Consider the following 16,775-nt stretch of genomic DNA (forward strand, 5'->3'; position numbering starts at 1 on the left):
TCCTAGGCGAGGCGCACGCGCGGGTCGATGTATGCGTATGCGATGTCCACGATGATGTTCAGGATCAGGATGAAGAAGGCCCCTACCAGCATCGCGCCCATGGTCAGCGGGAGGTCCTTGTCGGTGGACGATTCCACCGCAAGCCGGCCGAGGCCGGGAAGGTCGAAGGTGTACTCGGTGACCACCGCGCCGGCGAGCAGGCCGGAGAGGTCGATGCCGAGGATGGTGACGATGGGGATGAGCGATCCGCGCCAGGCGTAGCGGAAGAAGACGTACTTGCCGCCCATGCCCTTGGCCTTGGCCGTGCGGACGTGCTCTTCCTGGAGCTGCTCGATCATCGTGGAGCGCGCCATACGCGTGTACTGCGCGGTGAAGATCGTCGCCATCACGACCCAGGGGATGAGCAGGCCCAGGAACCATTCGGTGGGACTGTCGAAGAACGGGACGTACTTCGGGTTGTCCATCCAGCCGGTGCTGTACACGAACAGGCCGAGGACGATCGGGCCCAGCAGGTAGATCTGGAAGGAGCTGAGCACGATCGAGGCGCCGGAGACGAACCGGTCGAGCACGGTGCCGCGCTTCCACGCGGCCAGCAGACCGGTGCCGAGGCCCACCACGAGGAAGACGACCAGACCGCCAATGGTCAGCGAGAGGGTCAGCGGGAAGCGGTCGACGATCGAGTCCCACACGAAGTCGTTGGACTTGAAGGACACGCCCAGGCACGGAGCCGGGCAGTGGCCGACCGGGAAGTCGCGCCCCATCACGATGCCCCGCATGAACTCCCAGAACTGCGCGGCGATGGACTTGTCGAGGCCCAGGTTCTCGCGGATGACCGCGATGTTCTGCGGCGAGCAGTTCTTGCCGCAGGCGAGCTCGGCGAAGTCCTGAGGAACCGTATAGAACAGGAAGAACGTGAACGCCGCGATCAGAATCATGATCACGACCGCACCGGTCAACCGGCGGAAAAGAAACTGAAGCATGGCGGTCGGCTGCTCTCTTCGGAGGCGGTGGCAATGAGGGAGTCTGCAGGCCGTGGGGGTGCGCTCCGCCTGGCGCGCACCCCCACGGGTCAGCCGTGGTCGGCTACTACTTCACGAACAGGTCGTTGATGTCGACGTAGCTCGACTCGGTGCTGTACTTCGCACCGCCGATGCCGGAACCGAAGAGCTGGATCGACTTGGAGTAGTACACCGGAGCAGCCGGGTCGACCTCCTCGACGATGCGCTTGTGCAGCTCGGCCCACTTGCTCTTGGCCGCTGCCGGGTCCAGCTTCAGGGCCTCCTTGATGCCGGCGTCGACCTGCGGGTCCTTGATGTGGGAGTAGTTCGACCCACCGTCCTGGACCTGGTCACCGTCGTAGACCGGGGTGACGACCGTGCCCTCGGACGGCCAGTCCTGGCCCCAGCCGGTCATGTAGAGGTCGAACGGGTTCTTCAGCTTGCCGATCTGCTCGTAGAAGCTGGCCCGGTCGATCTCCTTGGCCTGGACGTCGAAGCCGAGCTTGGACAGGGTGTCCTTGATGATGACCATCTGGGCCTGGCCGCGCGGGGTGTTCGAGTAGGCGTAGGTGAGCTTGGTGCCCTTCTTGACACCGGCTTCCTTGATCAGCTTCTGAGCCATCGCCAGGTCACCGTTGGGCTTCTTGAGCTTGCCGAACGGGTCGAACTTCGGGTCGAAGTTCGGCAGGGTCGGGGCGAACAGGCCACCCGCGATCTCGCCGCCGTACTTGCCGCCGTCCGCCTGGACCATCCGCTGGCTCGGGATGGCGTAGGTGATGGCGTCGCGGACCTTCTTGTCCTTCATCCGGTCCAGGTTGTAGCTCATCTGCCACACGTAGGGCTGGTAGCCCTTGATCGTGCGCTTGTTGACCTTCGGGTCGGTGACGACGTCCTGGAGCTGGGCCGGGTCGACGGTGTCGGTGAACTGGATCGCCGTCTTGGCCTCGCCCTGGTCGGCGATCAGACGCTTGGTCTGGCTGTCCTGGGCGACCGTCAGCTCGAAGTTGTAGCCGTCGACGTACTGGTGGCGCACCGAGTCCGTCTTCGGGTCCCAGTTGGTGTTCTTCACCAGCGTGAGGGACTTGCCCGCCTTGTAGTCGGCGAGCTTGTACGGGCCGAGCGAGGCGGGCGCCTTGTCGTACTTCTCCTTGGTGTCCCGCTTCTCGGGGACGATGCCGTAACCGGCCATGGCGAGGGCCTGCGGCAGGTCGGGGCGGGCCGTGTCGAAGTGGAAGACCACGGTCTTGTCGTCCGGGGTCGACAGGACGGAGTCCGGCAGGTGCTTGCCCTTGTACGGACCGTCCGGCAGCTTCTTGCGGTAGTCGGCGCCGGAGAGCCAGGTCTGGACGTACGTCGGGCCGTCGAAGATGACCTTCGAGTACTGACGCTCGATGGTGTGGCGGACGTCCTTGGACGTGATGACGTTGCCCTGGTCGTCCTTGATGCCGTCCTTGAGCGTGTACGTCCAGGTCTTACCGCCGTCGGACGACTTGCCGGAGTCGGTGGCGACGTCACCGACGACGGTCAGGTTGCCCTTGGCGTCCTCCTGGAAGTTCGTCAGACCACGGGTGATCAGGTTGCCGAACTGACCGGCGTCCGAGACGTAGGTCTGTCCCGGGTCCATGTGCGTCAGGTCGGACTGCGCGTAAACGGTGATCTTGCCACCGTTCTTCGCGCCGGGGATGGCCTCCGCCGGGCCGTTGGAGGCGGCGGCGTCACCGTACGCGACGGGCTTGGACTGACTCGACGCGTCTTTCTGGTTCTTCGATTCGTCCTTGGCCTTGTCTTTGCTGCCGCCGGAGCATCCCGTCAGGGCGAGGGAGCCAGCCGCGATGGCGACGACTATGGCGCGTGTGGTGCGCGCGTTGAGAGACTTCATGATGCTTTATGCACCTACCTGTCTTGTTATCCACGTGTGCTGCCGGAAGGCTCCGGTTGCCCGGATCTGGGGTAGCAGCCACCCCCCACCAATGGACGTCAGCGTCCGGACTTGGGGTCGAAAGCATCCCGGACGGAGTCACCAAGAAGGTTGAACGCCAGGACGAAAATCACGAGCGCAGCACCCGGGAACAGGAGGTAGTACGGGTCCTGTTCGTAGAATCCAGCGCCCGCCCGGAACATGCGGCCCCAGTCAGGAGTGGGCTCGACGAAGCCGACGCCCACGAAGGACAGGAACGCGATGTTCAGGATGTTGCTGGGCAGCATGTACGTGGTCTGCACCAGGATCGGGGTGACGATGTTCGGCAGGACTTCCTTGCGGATGATCCGTGCCGGGGAGGCGCCGGAGACCTTGGCCGCCTCGACGAACTCCCGCTCGCGCAGGGAGAGTACGGAGCTTCGGACCAGTCGGGCCAGACCCATCCAGCCGAGGAACCAGGTCACGAGAATGATCGCGGTAACGCGCAGGTAGGTCGGCGTCTCATCGCGCGGCGACACGAACAGGGCCGTGACGACCGGCATGAAGGCGATGAAGAACAGCTGCGACGGGAACCCGAGGAAGAAGTCGGTGACCCGGCCGAGCCAGTAGTCGACCTTGCCGCCGAAGTAGCCGCCGATCATGCCGATGATGACGCCGGTCACGACGCTCAGGATGGTGATGACCACCGCCACGTACAGCGAGGTCCGCATGCCGTACAGGAGCTGAGTGAAGACGTCCCGGCCGATTTTGGGCTCGACACCGAACCAGAAGTCCCCCGACATGCCGCCGAACGGAGCGGAGGGCATCGCGAAGTCGTTGAGGATGTACGGGAAGTCCGGCTCGGCCGGGTACAGCGTGTACGGGTCCTTGCCGTAGATCTTCGAGATCACTGGCGCGAGTGCCGCGACCAGGAAGAAGAAGATCACTACGGCTGCGGAGACCATGCCCGTGCGGTCGCGCTTGAAGCGCATCCACATGAGCTGACCGGGCGAGCGCCCCTCGAGCTTCTTGGGTTCCTCCGCGCCGTTCGGTTTCGTGGCGCCGGGATCGTCGTCCAAGACGACGGCGACCTTGGCGTCGCCGGCCTCAACTGGACTCGTCATGATTCGTCCGTTTCACAGGTTTCAGCAGCCAGTCGGCAACGCCGGCCGGCAGGTGTCGGATCAGTGTCTGGATCTGGCTCGGAGAGGGAGTACCGCCGCACATCCCTGGCAGAGTTAACGCACCGCCCGGACTCGTCCGAATGCACCAACACACCACGCCTGAGGCGGAGTTGGGGCGACGGCAAGTACCGGCGGCACGCCGGAGTGCAGCGGGACCTAACGGCCCGTGCGGCTCCCTGCGGGGTCAACCGCACACAGGGAACCGGATCCGACCACGCTCACCCTCGGGGACTTCGTGACCCAATAGGCGCTTGTGGCACCAAACATGGGCTACCTCCTCTTGAGACCGCTCGTTAATTACGAGGAGAGATGCCCTTCACCAGGTCGACACCCCTGACGACACGCGAACGACATCTCACACTGCTCGAAGAGTCCGCACTCCCCACAGTGCGTGACCCATTGACCCGAGCTCTACGCGCTCAACTATCTGGCATCAGAATCGGACCGACCACAGTGTTTTGGTCTCGGTTCGATCACACCTGAAGCGTACTTAGCCCAAAATCCGGACAAACTGATCCTAGATAGATCCCTGCGAAACGGACTCGTTACACATCTATCGGTCAATGGAGTCCGGATTCCGGACAGTCGCCTCTGGAAAACGAGTTGCACATCACGAGCCGTTGCGCAGGGCTGTGGGAAGACTCTCGGCGGGCGAATCAACGCGCGTGGATCGCGCGGGACGGCGTCCAGGATGCCACGAGGGTAGTGAAGTACCACCTGGTGCGGGCGATGATCCTGTAAAAACTCCTGCGCGGACCTCGCGGCGCAGGACAGACGACAAAGGCCCGGGCCCCCCGAAGGGGACCCGGGCCCGACTGTCCCGGGATCAGGCGTTCTTGGCCTTCGAGGCCGCGCGGCCGCGCAGCTTCTGGTCCAGGACGACCTTACGGATACGGACCGTCTCCGGGGTCACCTCGATGCACTCGTCGTCGCGGCAGAACTCCAGGGACTGCTCGAGCGAGAGCTTGCGGGCGGGCACCACGTTCTCCGTGGTGTCCGCGGAAGCCGCACGCATGTTGGTGAGCTTCTTCTCCTTGGTGATGTTCACGTCCATGTCGTCGGCGCGCGAGTTCTCGCCGATGATCATGCCCTCGTAGACCTCGGTGCCGGCCTCGGTGAAGATGACACCGCGCTCCTGGAGGTTGACCATCGCGAACGGCGTCACCGTGCCCGAGCGGTCCGCGACGAGCGAGCCGTTGTGACGGGTGCGCAGATCGCCGAACCACGGCTCGTGGCCCTCGAAGATGGAGTGCGCGATGCCGGTGCCGCGGGTCTGCGTGAGGAACTCCGTGCGGAAGCCGATGAGGCCGCGGGACGGGACGATCCACTCCATGCGGACCCAGCCCGAACCGTGGTTCGTCATGGTCTCCATACGGCCCTTGCGGGTCGCCATGAGCTGCGTGATGGCGCCGAGGTGCTCCTCGGGGGAGTCGATCGTCATGCGCTCGATCGGCTCGTGCGTCTTGCCGTTGACCTGCTTGGTGACGACCTCGGGCTTGCCGACGGTCAGCTCGAAGCCCTCGCGACGCATCTGCTCGACCAGGATGGCGAGCGCGAGCTCACCACGGCCCTGGACCTCCCAGGCGTCGGGGCGCTCGGTGTCGAGGACACGGAGCGAGACGTTACCGACCAGCTCGCGGTCGAGGCGGTCCTTGATCTGGCGGGCCGTGACCTTGTGGCCCTTGCCGCCCTTGCCGACCAGCGGCGAGGTGTTCGCACCGATGGTCATCGAGATGGCCGGCTCGTCGACCGTGATGAGCGGCAGCGCGATCGGGTTCTCGGTGTCGGCCAGGGTCTCGCCGATCATGATGTCCGGGATACCGGCGATGGCGCAGATGTCGCCCGGGCCCGCCATCTCGGCCGGCTTGCGGGTGAGCGCCTCGGTCATCAGGAGCTCGGTGATGCGGACGTTGGACATCGTGCCGTCGCGCTTGATCCACGTGACGGTCTGGCCCTTGCGCAGCTCGCCCTGCTCGACGCGGCAGAGCGCGATACGGCCGAGGAAGTTGTCCGCGTCGAGGTTCGTGACGTGCGCCTGAAGGGGGGCGTCCTCGTCGAACTCGGGGGCCGGGACGTGCGCCAGGATCGTGTTGAAGAACGGCTCGAGGTTCTCGCTGTCCTGCGGGACGGTGCCGTCCTCGGGCTTGGTCAGCGAGGCCACACCGTCACGGGCGCAGGCGTAGACGATCGGGAACTCGATCTGGTCCTCGTCCGCGTCCAGGTCCAGGAACAGGTCGTACGTCTCGTCGACGACCTCGGCGATCCGGGAGTCGGGGCGGTCCGTCTTGTTGATGCACAGGATGACCGGCATCTTGGCCGAGAGCGCCTTGCGCAGCACGAAGCGGGTCTGCGGCAGCGGGCCCTCGGAGGCGTCGACGAGCAGCACGACCGCGTCGACCATCGACAGGCCGCGCTCGACCTCACCACCGAAGTCGGCGTGGCCGGGGGTGTCGATGATGTTGATCGTGATGGCGTCGCCGCCATCCTTCGGGTGGTACTTGACCGCCGTGTTCTTGGCCAGGATCGTGATGCCCTTCTCACGCTCCAGGTCGTTCGAGTCCATCATGCGGTCGTCGAGCGACTCGGCGGCGTGCGCCGCGAAGGCGCCTGCCTGCTTGAGCATGGCGTCGACCAGCGTGGTCTTGCCGTGGTCGACGTGGGCGACGATGGCGACGTTACGGATGTCGTGGCGCGTGGCCATATTGCGGCGTACTCCCGGAGTGAGTGGACGGCTGCGCGTACGTCTCTTCGTACGCGCGCCCTGCCGGGCTGGACACGCCACGGCCTCACCCCATCGTACGTGGCTTCGGCCGGGTAGGCCTTCTGGGGCTCTGGGGTCAGGGATGCACAGTGAGTGAACGTCGCGGAGAGGCGTGGGGGACGCCCCGGAGAAAGCGCAGGTCAGCGGTGATACGAACCTTGCCCGCCGGAGGGACCGGCGGGCAAGGGACTTGAGCGAGATCTGAGCTGAGCGATCTTCGGGACTCTCCCCCAGGGGCGCTCAGGGTCGCTTCGGCGCACTCAGGGTGCGATGTGCGTCACTTCTTCTCGGACGGACTCGCGGACGGCTCCTCGGACGACTTCTCGGAAGATTTCCCGGCCGGGTTCGCCGAGCCGGAGACGTTCGGCCGGGCACCCGGCCGCGCGCCCGGCTTCAGGAAGCCGATGTCCTCGTAATTCGGCTCCTGGAAGCCGAAGGCCCCCGCGTTGACGACGGTGCGACGGGCGGCCACCAGCTCCGGGCGCTGATAGAGAGGAATCGATCCTGCAGCGGCCCAGATACGGGCGTCGGCCTGCTTGACCAGGGAGCGCTCCTCCCCCTCGTCGAGCTCACCGATCGCCTGGTCGAAGAGCTGGTCGATGTGGTCCGTGCCGACCCGGGTGTAGTTCTGCTCGACGGTCAGCGAGCCGTCCGCGGCGGGTACCGGCTTGGCGTAGATCGGGCGGGCGTCGGTGGCCGGGAAGGCCGAGGCGGGCCACGAGTAGAGCGCCAGGTCGTACTGCCCGGACGCGATGTGGTCCTTGAAGTAGCTGGCGTCGGCGACCTTCGACGTCTCGGTGCGGATGCCGATCTTCTGCAGCATCTGCGAGATCCGGTCGGCGACCGCGCGCAGCGAGTCCGAGCCGGGGCCCGACGGGAGCACGAAGCGCAGGATCAGCGGCTTGCCGTCCTTGGCGAGCGGTCCGGCGGGGGCACCGGCGGGTGCGGCCGTCCCCTTCGGGGCGTACGCGCCCGGGGCGCCGCCCTGGGCGGCCTCCTTCGCGTACTGATCGGCGTGCTTCTTCTCCTTGTCGGCCTCGCGCAGCTTCTGCGCGTCGGCCTGGTGCAGGAGCGCGGCGTGCTGGTAGGCGGCGGTGCGCTCGGGGGCGAAGAAGGGGGTCTGCCGGTCGCCCGGCTTCTGGTCGCTCTCGCCGCCGATGTACGTGCCGTCGTCGGAGTCCTCGGAGGCGGCCCCCTTCTTGACCTCCGTGCCCTTCTTGTCCTTGGCGCCCTCCTTCTCGCTGTCGGACTCACTGCCCGCCGTCTTCGGCTTGGTCTTCCCGGCCTCGTCCTTCAGGGGACCGCCCGGCACCCAGCCCGCGTCCGTGAGCAGCGCCCGGGCCTCGTTGGTGTCCTGGCTGCCGAGGGCACCACTGCTGTCGGCGTACGCCTGCTGCCCGGCGAGGGCGAGATGGCTGCCGACCGTGTGCACGGGCAGACCGAGCGGCTTGAGGACGACCTCGGCGAGCTTCTTGCGGTCGATGGCGCGGGCCACGGCGCGGCGCACGCGCTCGTCGGCCAGCGGACCCTCGGCGCCGTTCAGCGCGAGCTGCGTGAAGGCGGGTTCGAGGGACTTGCGCAGGACGTAACCGTCCAGGCGCGACTGTTCCCTCTCGTACTTCGCGACGGCCGCACGGGTCTTCTCGCGGGCGTCGAGTTCCTTGTCTGCCGCCTTCTCGTCGCCGCCGTGCGCGACGGCCCAGGACCGCATCGACTCGCCGGGCGTGAGCGCGGCGCCGGGGCCGTGGGCGAGCGGGCCCGAGCTGCCCTTGTCACGGCCGGCGAGGGAGATGCGGGACGCGTCCTCCGGGTCGACGGCGGCGAGGTCGACCTTCCCCGCGACGAGTGCGTCGGCGCGCTCCGCGCGGGGCACGGTCCGCAGGACGATCTGGTCGAGCTTGGCCTGGCGGCCCCACCAGTGCGGGTTGCGCACCAGCGTGACGTCCTTGGCGTCGCGGTCGACCTCCTTGAGCGCGAAGGGGCCCGCGGTGACCTTGAGCTCGCGCCGGGATCCCTCGTTGAAGGCGTCCGGGGTCCCCATGACGTCCTTGGGGTACAGCGGCGAGAACAGTGAGCGCCAGTCCGCGTACGGCTTCGCGAAGGTGACCCGCACCTCCAGGTTGTTCTTGCCGCGCTCGATCTTCTCGATGCGGTCGTAGCCCGCGTTGTGGGCCGTCCAGTACGCGGAGTTCTTGCCGGACAGGGCGCGCCACTGGGCGGCGAAGTCGGCGGCTCCGATCTCGCGGCCGTCGCTCCACACCGCCTGCTGGTTGATCTTGTACAGGACGACCTGCTTGGGCTCGCGCTCGATGACCTCGGCCTTCTCCAGGAAGTCCGGGTCGCGCACCGCCCTGCCCTGGTGGTCGAGCCGGAACATGGAGGGCAGCACGGCGCCGACGACACGGGTCGTCCCCGCGTCGGCGTCCGCCTGGTAGGAGTTGAGGGTCCCCGGCAGAGCATCGACCGCCCAGCGCAGGGTGCCGCCGTCGGCGACGTCGCCGCGGGACGCGGGCGCGATGTCCTGGGCGGCGGCCTGACTGCTGGTCTCTTCTTCGTCATCGCCCGAGCTGCAGCCGGCCAGGGCCGACACCGCGAGCGCCCCCGACACGAGGAACGCGGCCGAGCGCAGGACGGGACGCCGCGCGGGACGCCTGGCGAGGCGCGATGTGGCGCCGTCATGGGACATCACGGGAACCTCCGGGGCTAGCCCGGCCGCCCGCTTACCAGGACCGGGCCGGGTTTGATCACGTTTGGCCGTATATGGAGTTGATCACATCTATGGCCCCACTGAAGAGGACGGGTCCAGCAGGCCGCAGGCGACACGACCATGTGGGCCCGGAACCCCACTCGTGCGGCCCAATTTGGCGCCTGGGGCGCGCTGGGGCTGTCTCGTGGGCGGTGCAGGTGGCCGTCGGCCGGTCGCGCAGTTCCCCGCGCGCCTCAGGGAGCGCGGCTGCCGACATACCAGGACCCCGCCACCCCAGAGAGCGCAAAACAGGGGCGCACGCCCATGCGCGCTTCAGGAATCCGCGCAGATCCCTTCACAAGGCGTGATGTGACGCGCGACACTCGCAGGCGCATGAGCATCTCCGCCGCACCAGCGGAAGCGAGGGCAAGTCATGTCCCTGAACGACGACTTGGCGGCAGCCGAGCGCTGCCTCGACGAGCTGTGCCGGACCGTGGGGCGCCTTGAACGGCAGCTCGACGGCGGCCTCGACGTACGGCGCGTACGCACCGACGCCGACCATCTGCGCGAGAGCGTCGCCCTGCTGCGGGCGGCCGCGGCCGGCGCCCCGCCACCGCGCCGGCCCGAGCTCGTGCCCATCCCCGACACCCCGTACGACAGCACGCTCTGGACCGACTCGGACGACGAAGGACTCGGCGCCCGGGACCGGCACGCCCCCTGACCCTCTGAGCGGAGGCTTCGTTGGCCACCGGCACGGAACCCCATCCCCAAGCGGACGCGCACGGCGTCCGGGACAGGACGCGCGCCGCGATCGCGTCCGGGCACCTGCGCACCGACCGCTGGTGGCTGGCGCCCGCAGGTACCGCCGCGGGACTGCTCGCCTTCATCGTCTACTCGACGTGGCGGGCCTTCGCGAACACGGACTACTACCACGCGCCGTACGTCTCGCCGTTCTACTCCCCCTGCATCGCGGAGAACTGCAAGCCGATGCACGCGGGCCCCAACTGGGAGATTTTCGGCGGCTGGTGGGGCCTGTCCCCCGCGCTGCTCATCCTGATCTTCCCGCTCGGCTTCCGGCTGACCTGCTACTACTACCGGAAGGCCTACTACCGCGGGTTCTGGGCGTCACCGCCCGCCTGCGCGGTCGCCGAGCCGCACAAGAAGTACACGGGCGAGACCCGCTTCCCGCTGATCCTGCAGAACATCCACCGCTACTTCTTCTACGCGGCGATCCTCGTGGCGGGAATCCTGACGTACGACACCGTGCTCTCGTTCCGCAACGAGAAGTACGAGTGGGGCCACATGGGTCTCGGCACGCTCGTCTTCCTGCTGAACATCACGCTGATCTGGGCGTACACCCTGTCCTGCCACTCGTGCCGGCACATCGTCGGCGGCAAGCTCAAGCACTTCTCCAAGCACCCGGTGCGTTACCGGATGTGGCAGTGGGTCGGAAAGCTGAATGACCGTCACATGCTGCTCGCCTGGGCGTCGTTGATCAGCGTCGCGCTCGCCGACTTCTACGTGTTCCTGCTGTCGTCCGGCGCCTTCGACGATCCGCGCTTCTTCTAGATGGGGTGGCACTTCTGATGTCTCAAGTGGAGCGGCAGCAGTGGGACGTTGTCGTGGTGGGGGCGGGCGGTGCGGGCCTGCGCGCGGCGATCGAGGCGCGCGAGCGCGGCGCGCGTACGGCCGTGATCTGCAAGTCCCTCTTCGGCAAGGCGCACACCGTGATGGCCGAGGGCGGCATCGCCGCGGCCATGGGAAATGTGAACTCCGGCGACAGCTGGCAGGTCCACTTCCGGGACACGCTGCGCGGCGGCAAGTTCCTCAACCAGTGGCGGATGGCCGAGCTGCACGCGCGCGAAGCACCCGACCGGGTCTGGGAGTTGGAGACCTGGGGCGCCCTGTTCGACCGGACGGCGGACGGCCGGATCTCGCAGCGCAACTTCGGCGGGCACGAGTACCCGCGCCTCGCGCACGTCGGTGACCGCACGGGCCTGGAGCTGATCCGCACGCTCCAGCAGAAGATCGTGGCGCTGCAGCAGGAGGACTTCAAGGAGTTCGGCGACTACGAGGCACGCCTCAAGGTCTTCCAGGAGTGCACGGTCACCCGCGTACTCAAGGATGTGTCCGACAGCGGCTCCACCGCGGGCGAGCGCGTTTCCGGCGCGTTCTGCTACGAGCGCGAGAGCGGCCGCTTCTTCGTCCTGGAGGCGCCGAGCGTGGTGCTGGCGACGGGCGGCATCGGCAAGTCCTTCAAGGTGACGTCGAACTCGTGGGAGTACACGGGCGACGGCCACGCACTCGCGCTGCTCGCCGGGGCGCCGCTGCTGAACATGGAGTTCGTGCAGTTCCATCCGACGGGCATGGTCTGGCCGCCGTCGGTGAAGGGCATCCTCGTCACGGAGTCGGTGCGCGGCGACGGCGGGGTCCTGCGCAACTCCGAGGGCAAGCGGTTCATGTTCGACTACGTCCCCGACGTCTTCAAGGAGAAGTACGCCGAGTCGGAGGACGAGGGCGACCGCTGGTACGACGACCCGGATCACAACCGGCGCCCGCCCGAGCTGCTCCCCCGCGACGAGGTGGCGCGCGCCATCAACTCCGAGGTGAAGGCGGGCCGGGGCTCCCCGCACGGCGGCGTCTTCCTCGACGTCTCCACGCGCATGCCGGCCGAGCGCATCCGGCGTCGGCTGCCGTCGATGTACCACCAGTTCAAGGAGCTGGCGGACGTCGACATCACGGCCGAGCCGATGGAGGTCGGCCCGACCTGCCACTACGTGATGGGCGGCATCGCCGTCGACTCGGACACGGCAGCGGCACGGGGCGTGCCCGGCCTGTTCGCGGCCGGCGAGGTGGCCGGCGGCATGCACGGCTCGAACCGCCTGGGCGGCAACTCGCTCTCCGACCTCCTCGTCTTCGGCCGCCGCGCCGGACTGCACGCGGCCGAGTACGCGGCCGGGCTCGACGAGCGGCCCGCCATCGACGCGGTCCAGGTCGACACGGCGGCGGCGGAGGCGCTGCGCCCGTTCTCCGCGGAGGGTCCCGCGGACGGGGGCGTCGCCGAGAACCCGTACACACTCCACCAGGAGCTCCAGCAGGCGATGAACGATCTGGTCGGCATCATCCGCCGCGAGGAGGAGATGGCCGAGGCGCTCGACCGGCTCGCCGGGCTGCGGCTGCGGGCGCGACGGGCCGGGGTGGAGGGGCACCGTCAGTTCAACCCCGGCTGGCACCTCGCGCTCGACCTGCGCAACATGCTGCTCGTCAGCGAGTGCATCGCGCGCGCCGCCCTGGAGCGCACGGAGTCGCGCGGCGGCCACACCCGTGAGGACCACCCGACGATGGACCGCGACTGGCGGCGCACCAACCTGCTGTGCCGGCTCGTCGATCCGACCGGCGGCCTCGCTGCCACGGATCCGGTCCGCGGCCAGATCGACCTCGTGCGCGACACCACCGAGCCCATCCGCCCGGACCTGCTCGCCCTCTTCGAGAAGGAAGAGCTGGTCAAGTACCTCGCCGAAGAGGAGCTGTACGAGTGAGTTCGTACGATGCGCGTTTCAGGGTCTGGCGCGGGGACGCCGAGGGCGGTGGCCTGACGGACTTCTCCGTCGAGGTGAACGACGGCGAGGTCGTCCTCGACATCATCCACAGGATCCAGGCGACCCAGGCGTCCGACCTCGCGGTCCGCTGGAACTGCAAGGCGGGCAAGTGCGGTTCGTGCTCGGCGGAGATCAACGGCCGGCCCCGCCTGATGTGCATGACCCGCATGTCGGTCTTCGACCGCGAGGACGTCATCACGGTGACGCCACTGCGCGCCTTCCCTGTGGTCCGCGACCTCGTCACGGACGTCGGCTTCAACTACGCGAAGGCCCGTGAGATCCCGGCCTTCGTCCCGCCGGCCGGGGTCGGCCCGGGCGAGTACCGCATGCAGCAGGAGGACGTGGACCGCTCGCAGGAGTTCCGCAAGTGCATCGAGTGCTTCCTGTGCCAGGACACGTGCCACGCGGTGCGCGACCACGAGGAGAACAAGGCGGCGTTCGCGGGCCCGCGCTTCCTGATGCGGGTCGCGGAGCTGGACATGCACCCTCTCGACGCGGCGTCGGACTCCGGCCTCGACCGCAAGCGCACGGCCCAGGAGGACCACGGCCTCGGCTACTGCAACATCACGAAGTGCTGCACGGAGGTCTGCCCGGAGGGCATCCACATCACGGACAACGCCCTGATCCCCTTGAAGGAGCGTGCGGTCGACCGCAAATACGACCCGGTGGTCTGGCTGGGGAACAAGATCCGACGCAGGTCGTCCTCCTGAGGCGCTAGGGCGAGCCGACCCGGCGCATCAGCGCGGCGGCGTCCCCCGCCACGAGCGGCCGCAGCCGCTCCGGCGTGACGCGTCCTGCGGACGGTCCGGCGCTCACGCTCAGGGTGAACTCCGCGTCGCCGTCCAGGACGTGGACCGTCGCCGTCCGGCCATGGACGACCGTGTACGCCCGGTCGCCCAGGCCCTTCGCCGTACGCACCTCGGCGCGGCCCGGGATCCGCTCGGCGGCCGTCGTGCGCGCCGCGTCGAACTCCGCGCCGGGGTCGGTCCGCTTGTGCAGGACCACGGACGCCGAGAGCGTGGCGGCTCGCGCCGTGCCCTCCTTGCGCTCGAGGTCCCCCGAGCAGTCCGCCGTGTCCACCGCCTCGCTGCTGCTCCGCGTGGACTCCCAGCGGGATCCTCGGTCGAAGACCGTGGCGAGGTGGGGCATCGCGAGGAGGGAACAGAGGCGGTCACTCACGCGGTAGCCCCTGAGGTCGGGGCCCTGCGCGCCGAACGCGTACAGGCCGGCGCCCCAGACGGCGGACGCGGCGAGCGCGCCGACGAGCAGTGCGCCGAGAGGGCGCCGTCCCCTGCGCCGCTGGGGACGGTCGAGGGGATCGGGACGGACCGGGGAGCCGGCGGGTCCGGACACCACAAGCTCCGGCTCGCTGATCGCGCCGCCCGCGGCCCAGGGTCCGTTCTCCATGCCGGAAACCTACGTTGAGCAGCGGTTTTGCCGGAAGGGCCGGCGATAACAATGCGGATTCGCCACAACCGGAGCGGGCCGATCCCGGTCGCGGTACCCCAGATCCGGTCATACGCTCCCAACTGTGACGCCGCCTCCGAGTCGCCCCCGTCCGGTACGGATAGCCGCGCGGTCGGCCGTGGCCGCCGTGCTCGCGCTCTGCTGGGCGCTGCTGCCCGCCACGGCCTCCCGCGCCGACGACCCCATCACCCTGTCGAGAGCCGGCCAGATCACCGACAAGGTGGACGCCCTCCGAGACCGCAAGTCCGATGTCGCCTCGGCCCTCGACTCGCTCGACAGCAAGCGCAACACCCAGCTCTTCGTGGTCTACGTACGCGACTTCTCCGGCCGCTCCGCCCAGGACTGGGCCGACGACACGGCCTCCAAGAACGGCCTCGGCCTCAACGACGTACTCCTCGCCGTGGCCACGCACGACCGGCAGTACGCCTACTCCGTCGACCAGGACTCCCAGCTCACCGACGCGCAGCTCAAGGACGTCGCGCAGACCGCGATCGAACCGGCGCTGCGCAGGAACGACTGGGCGGGCGCCGCGATCGGCGCGGCGGGCGGCATCTCCGCCACCCTCGGGGGCAGCCCCGTCCCCACCCCGGCGATCACCCCGGGCCCGGCCGACCCCGGCGGCTCGGACACGGATCCCAGCGCGGCCGATCTCGCCCTGCCCCTCATCGTGGTCGGCGGCGCGGGCGCCGTCGCGGCGTTCGCGTACACCCGACGCAAGAGGCGTACGAGTACCCGCACCACCCCCGGCGGCGGCTGGGGCGGCAGGGGCACGGGACCGCAGGTCACGCCGCTGCCCGAGCTGGACAAGCAGGCCAGGCGGATGCTGGTGGAGAGCGACGACTCGATCCGCACCAGTACGGAGGAACTCGGCTTCGCCACCGCGCAGTTCGGCGAGGAGGCCGTCAAGCCGTTCACCGAGGCGGTGGCGTATGCGCAGTCGGAGCTGACGGCGGCCTTCCGGCTGCGCCAGCAGCTCGACGACGCGTACCCCGAGGACGACGCGACGAAGCGGCAGATGCTGGACGAGATCATCAACCGCTGCACCGAGGCGGGGCGCAGGCTCGACGCCGAGGCCGCGGACTTCGACCGGCTGCGGGCCCTGGAGCGCACCGCCCCCGAGGCCCTCGCGCACGCGGAGCTCGCCTCCCGCGACCTGGCCACCCGCACCACGACGGCCGAGGAGACGCTGACTGCGCTCGGCGCCCGCTACGCGCCGTCCGCGCTGCTTCCCGTGGCGGGCCACATCGAGCAGGCCAAGGACCGGCTGCTGTTCGCCACGACGAACCTCGAACAGGCGCGCAGTGGCGTCGACGCGGGCGACAACGGCAGGGCCGCGGTGTTCCTGCGGGCCGCCGAGTCGGCCGTCGACCAGGCGGGCACCTTTGTGGACGCGATCGACCGGCTCGGCCATGAGCTGGCCGAGGCCGCCGAGAAGCTGCCGGCCGCGCTCACCGAGTCCGACTCCGACCTCGCGGACGCCCACGGACTGCTCGAAGGGACGACCGAGGGCGCGTCCACGGCCGATCTGCGCGGGCGCATCGCGCGCGTGCAGACCGTCACCGCGGGCGTGCGCAAGGAGATGGCCGCCGGCCCCTACGACCCGATCGACGCGTTGCGCCGCGTGGAGGAGGCCGACTCGGCGCTCGACGCGTCCCTCGACGAGGCGCGCGAACGCGAGTCGGGCACGGCCCGCGCGCGCTCCCTGCTCGACCAGGCGGAACTCACGGCCCGCAGCAGCGTCGGCGCCGCGTCGGACTTCATCACCACGCACCGCGGGGCGGTCGGCAGCGAGGCCCGTACGCGCCTGGCGGAGGCGCAGCGGCACCTGGAGTACGTACGGACGACGGCGGAGGCGGATCCCGCGGCCGCCCTGGCCGGTGCCCAGCGGGCCGACGCGCTCGCCCGGCAGGCGCAGCAGCTCGCCGAGCACGATGTGCGGTCCTTCGGGAATCCGTACGGCGGCGGGGGCGGCGGGCGCGGCGGCGGGGGCATGGGAGGCGCGGTGCTCGGCGGGATCATCCTCGGCGAACTCCTGGGCGGCGGGCGCGGCGGCGGGGGGTTCGGCGGGGGCAGCGGCTTCGGGGGCGGGTTCGGTGGCGGCGGTCCGGGGAGTTTCGGCGGGGGCGGGACCCGTGGCCGGAGGGGCGGCGGCGGACGGTTCTGACCCGGCGGCATTCACCCAG

General features: G+C 69.0%; 11 protein-coding genes. 5 read left to right on the top strand and 6 right to left on the bottom strand.

What is annotated here, in order from left to right; genetic code table 11:
* Positions 1 to 2 precede the first annotated feature (2 nt).
* The 5 genes from OG574_RS19405 to OG574_RS19425 form a co-directional block, all read right to left on the bottom strand.
* Positions 3 to 980, bottom strand: coding sequence for an ABC transporter permease (locus tag OG574_RS19405; protein WP_326774257.1), 978 nt, complete (start codon positions 978 to 980; stop codon positions 3 to 5).
* Positions 981 to 1,086: 106 nt separating this feature from the next.
* A complete protein-coding gene (locus tag OG574_RS19410; protein ID WP_326774258.1) occupies positions 1,087 to 2,877 on the bottom strand; it encodes an ABC transporter substrate-binding protein in 1,791 nt (596 codons plus the stop codon).
* A gap of 98 nt (positions 2,878 to 2,975) precedes the next feature.
* Positions 2,976 to 4,019 (bottom strand): ABC transporter permease, encoded by a 1,044-nt coding sequence (locus OG574_RS19415; RefSeq protein WP_326774259.1) that lies wholly within the window; start codon positions 4,017 to 4,019, stop codon positions 2,976 to 2,978.
* 886 nt (positions 4,020 to 4,905) lie between these two features.
* Positions 4,906 to 6,780 carry a translational GTPase TypA gene (typA, locus tag OG574_RS19420; RefSeq protein ID WP_326774260.1) on the bottom strand — a complete coding sequence of 625 codons (1,875 nt, stop codon included), beginning with the start codon at positions 6,778 to 6,780 and terminating at the stop codon, positions 4,906 to 4,908.
* A 337-nt stretch (positions 6,781 to 7,117) separates the two neighbouring features.
* Complete coding sequence (locus OG574_RS19425; protein WP_326774261.1) at positions 7,118 to 9,526, bottom strand: ABC transporter family substrate-binding protein; 2,409 nt, start codon at positions 9,524 to 9,526, stop codon at positions 7,118 to 7,120.
* A 433-nt stretch (positions 9,527 to 9,959) separates the two neighbouring features.
* Between OG574_RS19425 and OG574_RS19430 the strand changes: the two genes are divergently transcribed.
* Genes OG574_RS19430 through OG574_RS19445 form a run of 4 tightly spaced genes read left to right on the top strand, consistent with a single transcriptional unit; the run spans position 9,960 to position 13,835 of the window.
* Entirely contained in the window at positions 9,960 to 10,247 is a 288-nt protein-coding gene (locus tag OG574_RS19430) for a hypothetical protein (RefSeq protein ID WP_326774262.1), read from the top strand.
* A gap of 20 nt (positions 10,248 to 10,267) precedes the next feature.
* Entirely contained in the window at positions 10,268 to 11,095 is an 828-nt protein-coding gene (locus OG574_RS19435) for a hypothetical protein (RefSeq protein WP_326774263.1), read from the top strand.
* A gap of 17 nt (positions 11,096 to 11,112) precedes the next feature.
* Positions 11,113 to 13,065 carry a fumarate reductase/succinate dehydrogenase flavoprotein subunit gene (locus OG574_RS19440; protein WP_326774264.1) on the top strand — a complete coding sequence of 651 codons (1,953 nt, stop codon included), beginning with the start codon at positions 11,113 to 11,115 and terminating at the stop codon, positions 13,063 to 13,065.
* On the top strand, positions 13,062 to 13,835 hold the full coding sequence (locus tag OG574_RS19445; RefSeq protein ID WP_326774265.1) for a succinate dehydrogenase/fumarate reductase iron-sulfur subunit: 774 nt from the start codon (positions 13,062 to 13,064) through the stop codon (positions 13,833 to 13,835). The genes OG574_RS19440 and OG574_RS19445 overlap by 4 nt, the downstream gene beginning before the upstream one ends.
* Before the next feature lie 4 nt (positions 13,836 to 13,839).
* Here the strand turns inward: OG574_RS19445 and OG574_RS19450 are convergent, their stop codons facing one another.
* Positions 13,840 to 14,532, bottom strand: a complete 693-nt coding sequence (locus OG574_RS19450; protein ID WP_326774266.1) for a hypothetical protein — start codon at positions 14,530 to 14,532, stop codon at positions 13,840 to 13,842.
* A 124-nt stretch (positions 14,533 to 14,656) separates the two neighbouring features.
* Between OG574_RS19450 and OG574_RS19455 the strand changes: the two genes are divergently transcribed.
* Positions 14,657 to 16,756 carry a TPM domain-containing protein gene (locus tag OG574_RS19455; RefSeq protein ID WP_326774267.1) on the top strand — a complete coding sequence of 700 codons (2,100 nt, stop codon included), beginning with the start codon at positions 14,657 to 14,659 and terminating at the stop codon, positions 16,754 to 16,756.
* Positions 16,757 to 16,775: the final 19 nt, after the last annotated feature.

The sequence above is a fragment of the Streptomyces sp. NBC_01445 genome, assembly GCF_035918235.1.
Taxonomy (GTDB): Bacteria; Actinomycetota; Actinomycetes; order Streptomycetales; family Streptomycetaceae; genus Streptomyces.

Bases quoted from the DNA above. Each gene is read 5' to 3' on its own strand.
- OG574_RS19405 (WP_326774257.1), bottom strand. From the start codon at position 980: ATGCTTCAGTTTCTTTTCCGCCGGTTGACCGGTGCGGTCGTGATCATG.
- OG574_RS19410 (WP_326774258.1), bottom strand. From the start codon at position 2,877: ATGAAGTCTCTCAACGCGCGCACCACACGCGCCATAGTCGTCGCCATC.
- OG574_RS19415 (WP_326774259.1), bottom strand. From the start codon at position 4,019: ATGACGAGTCCAGTTGAGGCCGGCGACGCCAAGGTCGCCGTCGTCTTG.
- typA (WP_326774260.1), bottom strand. From the start codon at position 6,780: ATGGCCACGCGCCACGACATCCGTAACGTCGCCATCGTCGCCCACGTC.
- OG574_RS19425 (WP_326774261.1), bottom strand. From the start codon at position 9,526: ATGTCCCATGACGGCGCCACATCGCGCCTCGCCAGGCGTCCCGCGCGG.
- OG574_RS19430 (WP_326774262.1), top strand. From the start codon at position 9,960: ATGTCCCTGAACGACGACTTGGCGGCAGCCGAGCGCTGCCTCGACGAG.
- OG574_RS19440 (WP_326774264.1), top strand. From the start codon at position 11,113: ATGTCTCAAGTGGAGCGGCAGCAGTGGGACGTTGTCGTGGTGGGGGCG.
- OG574_RS19450 (WP_326774266.1), bottom strand. From the start codon at position 14,532: ATGGAGAACGGACCCTGGGCCGCGGGCGGCGCGATCAGCGAGCCGGAG.